General features: G+C 64.1%; 10 protein-coding genes. All 10 read left to right on the top strand.

What is annotated here, in order from left to right:
• Positions 1 to 150 precede the first annotated feature (150 nt).
• The 10 genes from CHB90_RS10545 (at position 151) to CHB90_RS10500 (ending at position 13,710) form a co-directional block, all read left to right on the top strand.
• On the top strand, positions 151 to 735 hold the full coding sequence (locus tag CHB90_RS10545) for an ANTAR domain-containing response regulator (protein ID WP_089277833.1): 585 nt from the start codon (positions 151 to 153) through the stop codon (positions 733 to 735).
• Complete coding sequence (locus CHB90_RS10540) at positions 732 to 1,904, top strand: ABC transporter substrate-binding protein (RefSeq protein ID WP_089277832.1); 1,173 nt, start codon at positions 732 to 734, stop codon at positions 1,902 to 1,904. The genes CHB90_RS10545 and CHB90_RS10540 overlap by 4 nt, the downstream gene beginning before the upstream one ends.
• A gap of 279 nt (positions 1,905 to 2,183) precedes the next feature.
• Positions 2,184 to 3,548 (top strand): CmpA/NrtA family ABC transporter substrate-binding protein, encoded by a 1,365-nt coding sequence (locus tag CHB90_RS10535; RefSeq protein WP_089277831.1) that lies wholly within the window; start codon positions 2,184 to 2,186, stop codon positions 3,546 to 3,548.
• Positions 3,549 to 3,643: 95 nt separating this feature from the next.
• A complete protein-coding gene (locus tag CHB90_RS10530; protein ID WP_089277830.1) occupies positions 3,644 to 4,726 on the top strand; it encodes an ABC transporter permease in 1,083 nt (360 codons plus the stop codon).
• A gap of 5 nt (positions 4,727 to 4,731) precedes the next feature.
• The gene (locus CHB90_RS10525) at positions 4,732 to 6,426 is read left to right on the top strand and encodes an ABC transporter ATP-binding protein (protein ID WP_089277829.1); all 1,695 of its coding nucleotides are present in this window, start codon (positions 4,732 to 4,734) and stop codon (positions 6,424 to 6,426) included.
• Complete coding sequence (locus CHB90_RS10520; RefSeq protein ID WP_089277828.1) at positions 6,426 to 7,364, top strand: GAF domain-containing protein; 939 nt, start codon at positions 6,426 to 6,428, stop codon at positions 7,362 to 7,364. Before CHB90_RS10525 ends, CHB90_RS10520 begins: the two co-directional genes overlap by 1 nt.
• A gap of 13 nt (positions 7,365 to 7,377) precedes the next feature.
• The gene (gene nirB / locus CHB90_RS10515) at positions 7,378 to 9,810 is read left to right on the top strand and encodes a nitrite reductase large subunit NirB (RefSeq protein ID WP_089277827.1); all 2,433 of its coding nucleotides are present in this window, start codon (positions 7,378 to 7,380) and stop codon (positions 9,808 to 9,810) included.
• Positions 9,807 to 10,139, top strand: a complete 333-nt coding sequence (gene nirD, locus CHB90_RS10510; RefSeq protein ID WP_089277826.1) for a nitrite reductase small subunit NirD — start codon at positions 9,807 to 9,809, stop codon at positions 10,137 to 10,139. The genes nirB and nirD overlap by 4 nt, the downstream gene beginning before the upstream one ends.
• Positions 10,139 to 12,769, top strand: coding sequence for a nitrate reductase (locus tag CHB90_RS10505; RefSeq protein WP_089277825.1), 2,631 nt, complete (start codon positions 10,139 to 10,141; stop codon positions 12,767 to 12,769). Before nirD ends, CHB90_RS10505 begins: the two co-directional genes overlap by 1 nt.
• Positions 12,766 to 13,710 (top strand): glycosyl transferase family protein, encoded by a 945-nt coding sequence (locus CHB90_RS10500; protein ID WP_089277824.1) that lies wholly within the window; start codon positions 12,766 to 12,768, stop codon positions 13,708 to 13,710. Before CHB90_RS10505 ends, CHB90_RS10500 begins: the two co-directional genes overlap by 4 nt.
• Positions 13,711 to 13,715: the final 5 nt, after the last annotated feature.

Here is a 13,715-nt window from a genome sequence, read left to right as displayed (position 1 = left end):
TTGGCGTCGCCCTTTTCGTTTGCGCACGGTCCTGGGCTGGTTGCTGTCATCCTTGCACGGCTGCCTGATTTTTAGGCAATCGGTCGGTCCGGCGCAGCCCATAAAGGCGGTCTGGCTTGTCCGGCCCGCAGCAAGCTGAGACAAACCAGAATGAGCGACCGGATCACCATTGTTGTTGTCGAGGAAGACCGCGAACGCGCCATCGCGATTGTGGACGCCTTGCAGGCGTCCGGCCCCTATGAGGTGCATGTGATCGGCAATGCCTCCAGTCTGGCGCGCCGGATCGCGGCGCTGTCGCCGGACGTGGTGCTGATCGACATTGATAACCCGACCCGCGACATGCTGGAGGAACTGACCCTGGCCTCTGGACCGATGGAACGTCCCGTGGCGATGTTTGTGTCCAGCGCGGCTGGCAATCTGGCGCGTGAGGCGGTTGAGGCGGGGCTGTCGGCCTATGTGGTCGATGGGATGAAACCGGAACGGGTGAAACCCGTGCTGGACGCAGCCATCGCGCGGTTTCAAATGGTGCGCAAGATGCGCCGCGAACTGGCCGAGACGCGCCGCGCGCTGGAAGAACGCAAGATCATCGACCGCGCCAAGGGTCTGCTGATGAAGGCACGCGGCATCGAAGAAGAAGAGGCCTATGCCCTGTTGCGCAAGGCGGCGATGGATCAGGGACGCCGCGTGGCTGATGTGGCCGAGGCGCTGGTGACGGCCTCGGGGTTGCTGTCATGAAGAGGGTGACGCTGCCGATTGCCTATGTGCCGTTGGTGGATGCCGCGCCGTTGATCGTCGCGCATGAGATGGGATTTGCGCGCGAAGAGGGGATTGAGCTGGATCTCATATCCGCCCCGTCGTGGTCCTCGGTCCGGGACATGCTGGCCTTTGGGCGGGTGGATGCGGCGCATCTGCTGTCGCCTGTCCCCGTTGCCATGGCCATGGGGCTGGGCGGCGTGACGCAACCGATTTCGGCAGTCAGTGTCCTGTCGGTGAATGGCAATGTGATCGGGGTCAGCCGCGCGCTGGAACAGCGGTTGCGACAGTCGGGCTACGGGTTCGATTTCCGCGATGCCGCGGCGGCGGCCCGCGCGCTGGCCGCCGCCGCCGACCGACCGCTGGTCTTTGGCGTGCCGTTTCCGTTCTCGATGCATGTGGAACTGCTGCACTATTGGCTGGAGGCGTCTGACATGGCGCGCGTCGGATATGAGGTGCGCACTGTGCCGCCGCCACTGATGGCGCAGGCGCTGGCCGAGGGCGATGTTGATGCCTTTTGTGTCGGAGAGCCCTGGGGGTCCGAAGCGGTCGAAAGCGCGGCGGGCGCGCTGTTGTTGCCGGGCAAGGCGATCTGGTCGCTGGCGCCGGAAAAGGTGCTGGCCGTGCGCACCGACTGGGCAGAGACAGAACCGCACCTGCTGGGCAAGCTGATGCGCGCAGTCTGGCGGGCAGGGCGCTGGTTGGATTCCCCCGATAGCCGGACCTCTGTGGCCGAAATCCTCGCGCGCCGGGCGTATCTGGATCTGCCGTCCGAGGTGATCGACCGCGCGCTGACGGGGCAATTCACGATCTCTGGCCACGCGGAACAGCGGGATGTGCCCGGTTTTGTCGGGTTCCATGACGGGCTGGCCAATTTTCCCTGGCGCAGTCAGGCCAAATGGATCGCCAGCCGTCTGGCGCAGCGGTTCGGGCTGGACGCGGAAGAGGCACGCGCCAAGGCGGGGCGGGTTTTCCGGTCGGATTTCTACCGCCAGCAAATGGCCTCGACAGGGGCTGATCTGCCGGGCGCATCGGAGAAACTGGAGGGTGCGATTCGCCAAACCACGGCGGTCGCGTCGCAAAAAGGACAGATCCTGCTGCCGCCGGACGCGTTTTTTGATGGCCGCATATTTGACCCCGATGCGACCTGACGCCCAGAAATGCGGCAGTGCGGCATGATCTGCCGGTTGGACACCAGAAATTTGCGGCAATGCAGCAAAATCACTTGATCCACGCACCGCGATAGCAAATCCTGAGACCACCGGCGCACAACGATGTGCACCGCGCGACATACCTCCCACCGAATGGGATTTTCCCGAGCAACGCCGCTCACTCTCTGCCTTCAACGGGCAGGGCGTGTTTGCGGCTTTTTTGTTTTGCCCGGTGTTTCGCGACGGACCCGGGCGCCCCCTTAAAAAGGAACCGACCGAATGAAGTCTTTCCTCCTCTCCCTTGCGGCGACCACCGCCCTGGTCAGCCCCGCCTTTGCCCAGATGCTTGAGCTTGAAAAGGATGAGCTGACCTTTGGATTCATCAAACTGACCGATATGGCGCCGCTCGCCGTGGCCTATGAGAACGGTTATTTCCTGGACGAGGGTCTGTTTGTCACGCTGGAGGCGCAGGCCAACTGGAAGGTGCTGCTGGACGGCGTGATCGGCGGACAACTGGACGGCGCGCATATGCTGGCCGGTCAGCCGCTGGCCGCGACTATCGGGTTCGGCACCGAGGCGCATATCATCACGCCTTTTTCGATGGACCTGAACGGTAACGGCATCACTGTCTCGAACGAAGTATGGGAGATGATGAAGCCGAACATCCCGCAGGAAGACGGCAAGCCGGTGCACCCGATTTCGGCCACAGCACTGGCCCCGGTGGTCGAGCAGTTCAAATCCGAGGGCAAGCCGTTCAACATGGGCATGGTCTTTCCGGTGTCCACCCACAACTATGAATTGCGCTACTGGCTGGCCGCTGGTGGGCTGCACCCCGGTTTCTATTCGCCCGACAACATCACCGGCCAAATCAACGCCGATGTGCTGCTGTCCGTGACCCCGCCGCCGCAGATGCCCGCCACGCTGGAGGCCGGCACCATCCACGGCTATTGCGTGGGTGAACCGTGGAACCAGCAGGCGGTGTTCAAGGGCATCGGCGTGCCGGTCATCACCGACTATGAGTTGTGGAAGAACAACCCGGAAAAGGTGTTCGGCATCTCTGCAGAGTTCGCAGAGGCCAACCCCAACACCACCATCGCCGTCACCAAGGCGCTGATCCGGGCGGCTATCTGGCTGGACGAGAACGACAACGCCAACCGCCCCGAGGCGGTCGAGATCCTGAGCCGCGCAGAATACGTCGGGGCCGACTATGACGTGATTGCCAACTCGATGACCGGCACGTTTGAGTATGAAAAAGGCGACAAGCGCGAGGTTCCCGACTTCAACGTCTTCTTCCGCTACAACGCCACCTATCCGTTCTACTCGGACGCGGTCTGGTATCTGACGCAGATGCGCCGCTGGGGCCAGATCGCAGAGCCGAAGTCGGACACCTGGTTCGATGAGGTCGCCAAGTCGGTCTATCGTCCGGATATCTATCTGGATGCGGCGCGGATGCTGGTCGACGAAGGTCTGGCCAATGAGGCCGATTTCCCCTGGGACAGCGATGGTTACAAGGTGCCGACGCCCGCCGCCGATATCATCGACGGCATCGAATACGACGGCCGTGCGCCCAACGCCTACCTCGAAAGCCTGCCGATTGGCCTGAAGGGCGCGCAGACCGTGGTCGGCGCCGAGGTCAAGGGCTGACCGGGCGCGGCGGGGGCAACCCCGCCCTACGCTCCTCACGGCTGTAGGGCGGGGGTTCCCCCGCCTCCCCTCTCTCACTGCAAAGGCCCGTTCTCATGACCGCCATTGACCCCGAACTCGCCGCGACGCAGGCCCGCGAAGCCCGCAAAGCAAAGATATTCACCCGTATCAACACCGCCGACAAATGGTTGCAGGCCTTTGGCCTGAACTGGATCACGCCGATCCTGCGGGTTGCCGCCGGCGACAACCCGGCCGCGCAGATGAAGGAAATCTGGCGCCTGCTGGCGGTGCCGCTGATCGCCATCATGGTGTTCCTGCTGCTGTGGGGCACGTTGGCCCCCAAGGTGCAGACATCACTGGGCGCGGTCCCCGGTCCGGCGCAAGTCTGGGAAGAGGCGCTGAACCTGCACGACGACGCGCTGGCCAAGGCCGCCAAGCAGGCCAAGTTCGAAGAGATGGTTGAAAAGCGCAACCAGAAGTTCATCGACGCCGGTGAGCCGGACAAGGTCAAATCCATCGCCTACACGGGCGCGCCCAGCTATTACCAGCAGATCTGGACCTCTATCAAAACGGTCTTTTTCGGCTTTTTGCTGGCGACGATTGTTGCGGTGCCGCTGGGCATCATGGCGGGCCTGTCGGCCACGGCCAATGCTGCGATCAACCCTCTGGTGCAGATCTTCAAACCCGTGTCGCCGCTGGCGTGGTTGCCGATTGTCACCATGATCGTCTCCGCCATGTACACCAGCAATGACGGGCTGTTTGCCAAGTCGTTCCTGATCTCGGCCATCACCGTGACGCTGTGTTCGCTCTGGCCGACGCTGATCAACACCGCACTGGGCGTGGCGAGCATCGACAAGGATCTGGTGAATGTCTCCAAGGTGCTCAAGATGAACACCTATACCAAGGTCACCAAGCTGGTGCTGCCCTCGGCACTGCCGCTCATCTTTACCGGGCTGCGGTTGTCTTTGGGCGTGGGCTGGATGGTGCTGATTGCGGCGGAAATGCTGGCGCAGAACCCCGGTCTGGGCAAATTCGTCTGGGACGAGTTCCAGAACGGCTCCAGCCAGTCGCTGGCCAAGATCATGGTCGCCGTCCTGACCATCGGCATCATCGGCTTCTTGCTGGATCGCGTGATGTTCGCGCTGCAGTCCTTTTTCACCTTCTCGAACAACCGGTGAGCGATATGGCTGTGATCGAATTCAACAACGTCTCGAAAAGTTTTGGCACCGGCACCCACGCCAGCCATGTGCTCAAGAACATCGACCTGAGCGTCGCAGAGGGGGAGTTTCTGGTGCTGTTGGGGTTCTCCGGCACCGGGAAAACCACGCTGATCAACCTGATGGCCGGGCTGGAACAGCCCACCAAGGGCAGCGTGACGTTTCGCGGCCAGCCCATCACCGGGCCGGGACGCGAACGCGGGGTGATCTTTCAGAATTACTCATTGATGCCCTGGCTGACGGTTGAGGGGAACGTGCGGCTGGCGGTCGACACGGTGTTCCCGAAGATGCCAAGCGCCGAAAAGGCCGCCAAGGTCGCGCAATATGTGCAGATGGTGGGCCTGTCCCACGCGGCGACGCGCCGTCCGGCGGAACTGTCCGGCGGGATGCGGCAGCGGGTGAACGTGGCGCGGGCGCTGGCGATGTCGCCAGAGGTGCTGTTGCTGGATGAGCCTCTGTCGGCGCTTGATGCGCTCACGCGCGGCAACCTTGCCGAAGAGATCGAGCATATCTGGGAGGCGGACAAGAAGACCTGCGTGCTGATCACCAACGATGTGGATGAGGCGATCCTGCTGGCCGACCGCATCATCGCGCTGAACCCGGACGGGACATTGGGCGAAGAATTCAAGATGGGCATCGACCGCCCGCGTGACCGCACGGCGATGAACCATGACGACCGGTTCAAGGCGCTGCGCGCCGCTGTCACCAATTACCTGATGGACGTGGGCATCAAGGCCCGCGCCGAGGGCAGCAAGGTGCTGCCTGACGTGACGCCGATCCACGGTGTGCCAAAGGTCATCAAGGACGCGCAGGCCGGGCTGATCGACGAGCGGTTCCTGGACTTCAGCCAGTTGCACAAGGTTTATGCGACGCCCAAGGGCCCGCTGACCGTGGTCGAGGATTTCAACCTCAAGATGGACCGGGGCGAGTTCATCTCGCTGATCGGCCATTCGGGTTGTGGCAAGTCCACGGTGCTGACCATGGCCGCCGGTCTGAACGCGATCTCCAAGGGCGCGATCAAGCTGGACGGCCGCCACGTCGAAGGCGCTGATCCCGAACGCGCGGTGGTGTTCCAGTCGCCCTCGTTGTTCCCGTGGCTGACCGCGCGCGAGAACTGCGCCATCGGCGTCGACAAGGTCTATCCCCGCGCCAGTCGCGCCGAAAAACAGGACGTGGTGGATTACTACCTCGAACGCGTCGGTCTGGCGGATTCGATGGACAAGGCTGCGGTCGATCTGTCGAACGGCATGAAACAGCGCGTCGGCATCGCGCGGGCCTTTGCCTTGTCGCCCAAGCTGCTGCTGCTGGATGAACCCTTTGGGATGCTGGACAGCCTGACGCGCTGGGAGCTGCAAGAGGTGCTGATGGAGGTCTGGTCGCGGACCAAGGTCACCGCCGTCTGCGTCACCCATGACGTCGATGAGGCGATCCTGCTGGCGGACCGCGTGGTGATGATGACCAACGGCCCGCAGGCCACGATCGGCAAGATCGTCAACGTCGATCTGCCGCGCCCGCGCACCCGCAAGGCGCTGTTGGAGCACCCCGATTACTACCACTACCGCGAGCAGGTTCTGGGCTTTCTCGAAGAATACGAACACGGCGCAAAACCCAAAAAGGCGACCACCGCCGCCGGAAAATCTGACAACAAGGAGGCCGCGTGATGGATGTGGTTATCGATACACCTACCAAGACGTTCATTCAGGTCACCGAGGTCTGGGTGCCAGAGGACGGCGTGCTGAAGCTGGTCGAGGGCAGCTATGGCGATTTGGCGGCCTTTGAGGAGACATCTCGGGGGACGGAATTTGCCAAGGGCGAGGGCCTGCCGGGCAAGGCATGGGCCGAAGAACGCCCCGTGGTGCTCAAGGGCTTCGACGGCTCTTACTTCAAGCGGACAGAGGCCGCGGCAGAGGCGGGGCTGACCAGCGCCGTGGCCATGCCGATCTTTGACGAGGACACGCTGAAGGCGGTTCTGGTTGTGCTATGCGGCGACGATGACGCCCGCACCGGCGCCATCGAGGTCTGGCACGAAGAGGACGGCCTGCTGATGCTGGATGACGGCTATTACGGCGCGGCCAAGCATTTCGAGTGGGTCAGCCAACACACCAGTTTTCCCAAGGGACAAGGTCTGCCCGGCGGGGTCTGGGTGTCAGGTCATCCGATGCTGATGCGCGATCTTGGCTCCGGGTATCGGTTCATCCGCGCGGAAAGCGCGGGTGAGGCGGGCCTGACAACGGGTCTGGGGCTGCCGGTGCCGGTGCCGCACGACAAGACCTATGTCATGACGCTGCTGTCGGCGCGCGGCACCCCCATCGCCCGCCGGTTTGAGCTGTGGGATGCGCGCAAGGTCCGTGCCGGGGACAATGCGGCGCTGCTGGTGGATGGCATCTGCGCGCGTGAGGGCACGTTGGGCGATCCTGACAACGCGGGTAACGAACGCCGCGTGACCGCCTTTCAAGGGGCCATCGGGCGGGTGATCGGCACGGGGCTGCCGGTGGTGCAATCCGGCCAGTCCGGGCTGAGCGCCGGGTACGGCACCATGGTTGCCGTGCCGATCCATCAGGGCGGTGAACTGGCGCATATCGTCGCCTGGTACATTTGAGAGGTCACATGACATGAAACAGAAACTTGTCGTCATCGGGGCCGGAATGGCCTCTGGCCGGGTGCTGGAGCATCTGACCGACGCAGAGCCGGACAATTGGGACATCACCCTGTTCAACGCCGAGCCGCGCGGAAACTACAACCGCATCATGCTGTCGCCGGTGTTGTCGGGTGAAAAGACCTACGAAGAGATCATCACCCATGATGCCGATTGGTACGCCGCGCGCGGTGTGACCTGCCGCTTTGGCGAGGCGGTGACCGCCATCAATCGCGACACCAAGACGGTGCATGGCGCCGGGGGTGACGTGCCTTATGAAAAGCTGGTGATTGCCACCGGGTCTGCGCCGTTCATCATTCCCGTGTCGGGCAAGGATCTGCCCGGTGTCATCACCTACCGCGACCTTGACGACACCAACGCAATGGTCGAGGCGGCGGGCAAGGGCGGCAGCGCCGTTGTCATCCGCGGCGGGTTGCTGGGGCTAGAGGCGGCGGCAGGGCTATCCCTGCGCGGGATGGATGTGACGGTTTTGCATCTGAACGGTCACCTGATGGAACGCCAGTTGGACGAATCCGCAGGCTACTTGCTGCGCCGCGATCTGGAAAAGCGCGGCATCACCATCAAGACGCAGGCCTCGACCAAGGCGATCCTTGGCAAGGATCGCGCAGAGGCGGTCCTGCTGGAGAGCGATGAGATCCTGCCCGCCGATCTGGTGGTCATGGCCGTGGGCATCCGTCCCGAGATCCGGCTTGCCACGGATGCGGGTCTCAGCGTGGCGCGCGGCATCGAGATCGACGCGCAGATGATGACCTCGGACCCGGACATTTTCGCGGTTGGCGAATGTGTCGATTTCAACGGCCATCTCTTTGGTCTTGTCGCGCCGTTGTACGATCAGGCCAAGGTGCTGGCGCAGACCCTGATGGGTGATCCGGCGGCCTTTGTCGTCAAGGACATCGCAACCAAGCTGAAGGTCACGGGCTGTGACCTGTTCAGTGCCGGTGATTTCGCCGAGGGCGAGGGGCGTGAGGATATCGTGTTCCGCGACCCGGCGCGCGGCATCTACAAGCGGCTGGTGCTGGAGGATGACCGTCTGATCGGTGCCGTGATGTATGGCGACACCGCCGACGGCAACTGGTTCTTCGGGCTGATCAAGGACGGCACCGACATCGAAGAGATGCGTGAGACGCTGATCTTTGGACCCGCCTATCAGGGAGGTGGCCAAACGGACCCTCTCTCAGCCGTTGCAGCCTTGCCGCCTGAGGCGGAAATCTGTGGGTGTAACGGCATTTGCAAAGGACAGATCGTCGAGGCCATCGCGGCGGGTGCTACCGATCTGGGCGCGATCAAGGCCACGACCAAGGCCAGTGCGTCCTGCGGGACATGTACCGGGCTGGTCGAGCAGGTGTTGCAGGTCACATTGGGCGACAGTTTCCAGATGCCGACAGCGCAGCCGATCTGTGGCTGTTGCGATCTGACCCATGAGGACGTGCGCCGCCTGATCAAATCGCAGGAGATGAAAAGCCAGGAGGCGGTCTGGCAGGAGCTGGGCTGGAAGACCCGCAACGGGTGCCACGTCTGTCGCCCGGCGGTGAACTTTTACCTGCTGGCGGATTGGCCGGTGGAATACCTTGATGATCCGCAGTCGCGTTTCGTCAACGAACGCAAGCACGCCAACATCCAGAAGGACGGCACATTCAGCGTCGTGCCGCGCATGTGGGGCGGGATCACCACCGCAGACGAGTTGCGCGCCATTGCCGATGCAGCGGACAAATACAACGTACCAACCGTCAAGGTGACGGGTGGCCAGCGCATCGACCTGCTGGGCGTCAAGGGTGCGGACCTGCCGTTCATCTGGGACGATCTGAACAAGGCCGGGATGGTCAGCGGGCATGCCTATTCCAAGGGGCTGCGCACGGTCAAAACCTGCGTTGGCACTGACCACTGCCGCTTTGGCACGCAGGATTCCACCGGGTTGGGGATCAAACTGGAAAAGCTGCTGTGGGGGTCGTGGACACCGCACAAGGTCAAGCTGGCGGTCTCTGGCTGTCCGCGCAACTGCGCCGAGGCGACCTGCAAGGACGTGGGCATCATCTGCGTCGACAGCGGCTATCAGGTCAGCGTCGCGGGCGCGGCGGGCATGGACCTGAAGGAAACCGAAGGTCTGGCGGTTGCCGCAACCGAACAAGAGGCGATCGACCTGACCGTCGCCTTTGTCCAACTGTACCGCGAAAACGCCAAGTATCTGGACCGGGCCTATAAATGGGTCGCCAAGGTGGGGCTGGATTGGGTCAAGGAGCGGGTTGTCGACGATCTGGACGAGCGCAAACGCCTGATCGCGGCCTTTGATCTGTCGCAGTCGATCTACCGCAAGGACCCATGGGCGGAACATGCACAACAGGTCGAGCGCTATCAGCCGCTCGCCGATCTGACACTGGAGGCGGCGGAATGAGCTGGATCGACATTGGCGCGATTGATGAGGTGCCCCTGCGCGGCGCACGGGTTCTGAAAACCAACGTCGGCTGTGTTGCGGTGTTTCGCACCGGCCCGGATGAGGTTTTTGCGGTCTCTGACACCTGCCCGCACAAGGGCGGGCCGCTATCAGACGGCATCGTGCATGGTCAGTCGGTGACCTGCCCGTTGCACAACTGGGTCTTTGACCTGAACACCGGGCAGGCGCAGGGCGCGGACGCCGGCCACATCGCCACCTATCCGGTCCGCGTTGACGCCGGGCGCATCCAGATCGACGGCTCGGTGCTGCGCCAGAGGAGCGTCGCGTGATGGACGGGGCCGGGTGTGGTCCCGTCCGCTCGACCTGCCCCTATTGCGGTGTGGGCTGCGGTGTTCTGCTGTCGCCGGACGGCGCGGGCGGGCTGGACGTGCGCGGTGATCCTGACCACCCGGCCAACCACGGGCGGTTGTGTTCCAAGGGCTCGGCGCTGGGCGAAACCGTGGGGCTGGGTCAGCGGTTGCTGGCCCCGCAGATTGGCGGGCAGGAGGTCGATTGGGACAGGGCGCTGGGCGCGGTGGCGACGCGATTCCAACAGACCATTGCAGAGCACGGGCCTGACAGCGTGGGCTTTTACGTTTCCGGGCAGTTGCTGACCGAAGACTACTATGTCGCCAACAAGCTGATGAAAGGGTTCATCGGGTCGGCGAACATCGACACCAATTCGCGCCTTTGCATGGCCTCCACCGTGGCGGGGCAAAAGCGCGCCTTTGGCACGGATACGGTTCCCGGCACCTATGAAGATCTCGAAGAGGCGGATCTGGTGGTGCTGGTGGGGTCGAACCTTGCTTGGTGTCATCCGGTTTTGTACCAGCGCGTGCTGGCGGCCCGGAAAAAGCGCGGCACCAAGATCGTGGTGATAGACCCGCGCCGCACGGCCAGTTGTGACGGGGCTGACATGCATCTGGCGTTGCAGCCGGGGTCGGACGTGGCGTTGTTCAACCGCCTGCTGGTCGAGATCGACAAGGCGGGGGCACTGGATCACAACTATCTGGGCCATACGCAGGGGTTCGAGGCGGCGCTGCAAACGGCGGAGCAGGACGACGACACGGTCACCGGGCTGGACGCGGCGCAGATCGCCGAATTCTGCCGCCTGTGGATCAGCACCGAAAAGGTTGTCACGATCTTTAGCCAAGGGGTGAACCAGTCCAGCAGCGGCACCGATAAGGTCAACGCAATCCTGAACTGTCACCTTGCCACGGGCCGCGTGGGCAAACCCGGTTCTGGCCCGCTGTCGGTCACCGGCCAGCCCAATGCCATGGGCGGGCGTGAGGTCGGTGGGCTGGCCAATATGCTTGCCTGCCATCTGGATCTCGAAAATGCCGACCACCGCGCCGCGGTGCGCGATTTCTGGCAAGCGCCGTTTGTGCCCGACCGACCGGGGCTCAAGGCGGTGGACATGTTCCGCGCTGTTGGGGACGGGCGGATCAAGGCGCTGTGGGTGATCCACACCAACCCCGCCGTGTCGATGCCTGATGCCGACGCCGTGCGCGACGCCATTGCGGCTTGTCCGTTCACCGTGGTCAGCGATATTACAGCCGCGACGGACACCGCGCGGCTGGCTGATGTGCTGTTGCCCGCCAGTGCCTGGGCGGAGAAGGACGGCACCGTCACCAATTCCGACCGCACCATCAGCCGCCAGCGCGCGGTCCTGCCCGCGCCCGGTGATGCCCGCCCCGATTGGGAGATCTTGGCAGAGGTCGGTTGCCGGATGGGTTGGCGGGATGCGTTCGACTATCAGTTGCCGGTCGAGATTTTTCGCGAATACGCCGCGCTGTCGGGCATTGCCGGACGGTTCGGTCGGGATTTTGACATCTCCGGCCTGCAAGACCTTGGGGCAGAGGGCTACGCCGCGCTCAGCCCGACCCGTTGGCCGGTGTCTGAGTCCCGTCAGGGCGGGCGCTTTTTCGCGGAGGGTGGCTTTTATCACGCCGATGGCAAGGCGCGTATCCTGCCTGTTTCATGGCGCGCCCCGGCAGCCCGGACCGCACCGCGCTATCCATTTGTGTTGAACACCGGGCGCACCCGCGACCAGTGGCACACGATGACGCGCACGGCCCTGTCGCCGCGCCTGTCGGCCCATCTGGCGGAACCGTTTGTCGAAATTCATCCACAGGACGCGCGCGCCCTCGGGATTGGTCCTGCCGATCTGGTGACACTGGACAGCCCGCAGGGCAATGCCATCCTGCGGGCGCGGATCACCGATGTCGTGCAGCCCGGACAGGTCTTTGCGCCGATGCACTGGACCGGGGAAACCGCGCCCTCTGCCCGGATTGACGCGCTGGTGGCCGGCGTGACCGATCCGGTGTCCGGCCAGCCCGAAAGCAAGGCCAGCGTCGTGCGCGTGACCCGCCTGCACGCGGCGTGGTACGGGTTTGCCGTCTCGGCCCGCCCGATGGCGCCGACCGCCGACTACTGGGCGCTGAGCACGACCAGGGCTGGGTTCCGCGCGGAACTGGCGGGTCTGGACACGCCGCCCAACTGGGAGGTCGCGGCGCGTCGCCTGTTTGACCTGCCAGAGGCGGAACTGACCTCTGTGCATGGGCCGGGGCACGGCGTCGCGCGATTGGCGTTCCGCGAAAACGAGCGGTTGATTGCGGCGCTGTTTGTGTCGCCCACGCCGGTTGCGGTGATGCGCGACTACCTTGCCACCTTGCCGGATGCCGCAGATCAAAGCCTGCTGTCGGGGCGGTCGCCTGCGGATGTGCCGGACCCGGGGCCGATCCTGTGTTCCTGTTTCGGGGTTGGGGTGAACACCATCCTTGCCGGGATAGAGGATCAGGGACTGATGTCGGTCGAGGCCATAGGGGCTGCGCTGCAAGCGGGCACAAACTGCGGTTCCTGCCGTCCGGAACTGGCCGATCTGTTGACCATGGTGCAGGCGCGGGAGGCGGCGGAATGAGCCTGTCAGACCATGTGCGCACACTGGGGCGCGGGCCGGGGCGGTCCCGGTCCCTGACCGAGGGTGAGGCCGCCGACGCCATGGCGCAGATGCTGGCGGGGGCGGCACCGGAGGCGGTTGGCGCGTTGCTGATGCTGCTGCGGATGAAAGGCGAGACGGCGGATGAGATCGCCGGATTCGCCCGCGCCGCACAGGCACCGCTGGCCGACTGGCCGCAGGCCGATCTGGACTGGCCATGTTACGCGGCGGGCCGCACGCGCGGGCTGCCGTGGTTCCTGTTGGCGGCAAAGCTGGTCGCTGACAGCGGGTCGCGTGTGCTGCTGCACGGGTGGAACGGACCGGACCCGTCTATCCGGCAGGGCTTGGCGGCGCTGGGCATCCCGATGGCTGACACGCCAGAGGCCGCAACCCGTGCGCTGGATACGCAGGGCATCGCCTATTTGCCACTGGAAGCGGCGCATCCCGCGCTGTTTCGCTTGCTGGATCTGCGCCGCACTCTGGGCCTGCGATCCTGCGTCAACACGGTCTGCCGGATGCTGAATCCGGGCCGTGCCAGCGCCAGCGTGCAGGGGGTGTTTCACCCGACTTACCGCCTGTTGCAGGCGGATGCGGCGCAGCGCCTTGGTTGGCACAACCTGACCGTCATCAAGGGCGGCGGCGGGGAATTTGAACGGCATCCGGGGATGGAGATCGCGGGATTTGGCCTGCGGGACGGCGCGCCGTGGCAGGGCAGTTTTCCGGCCCGTGTGCAGGACCATCGTCGGCTGAGCGATCTGGAGCTGCCGACACAGGCGCTGACCGCGCTTTGGCAGGACGATACCGGGCCGGAGTTTGCCCGCCAGATCGTGCTGGGCACCGCCGCGCTGGCCTTTGACACATTGGGCACCGCGCCCGATCCGACCGCGCTGTGGCGCGCGCGTTCCGTTCTGCATTCGGCCTAGGAGAC

The sequence above is a fragment of the Antarctobacter heliothermus genome (assembly GCF_900188425.1).
GTDB lineage: Bacteria > Pseudomonadota > Alphaproteobacteria > Rhodobacterales > Rhodobacteraceae > Antarctobacter > Antarctobacter heliothermus.
The sequence above is the reverse complement of the archived record's forward strand: the minus strand, read 5'-3'. Positions and strand labels throughout refer to the sequence as shown.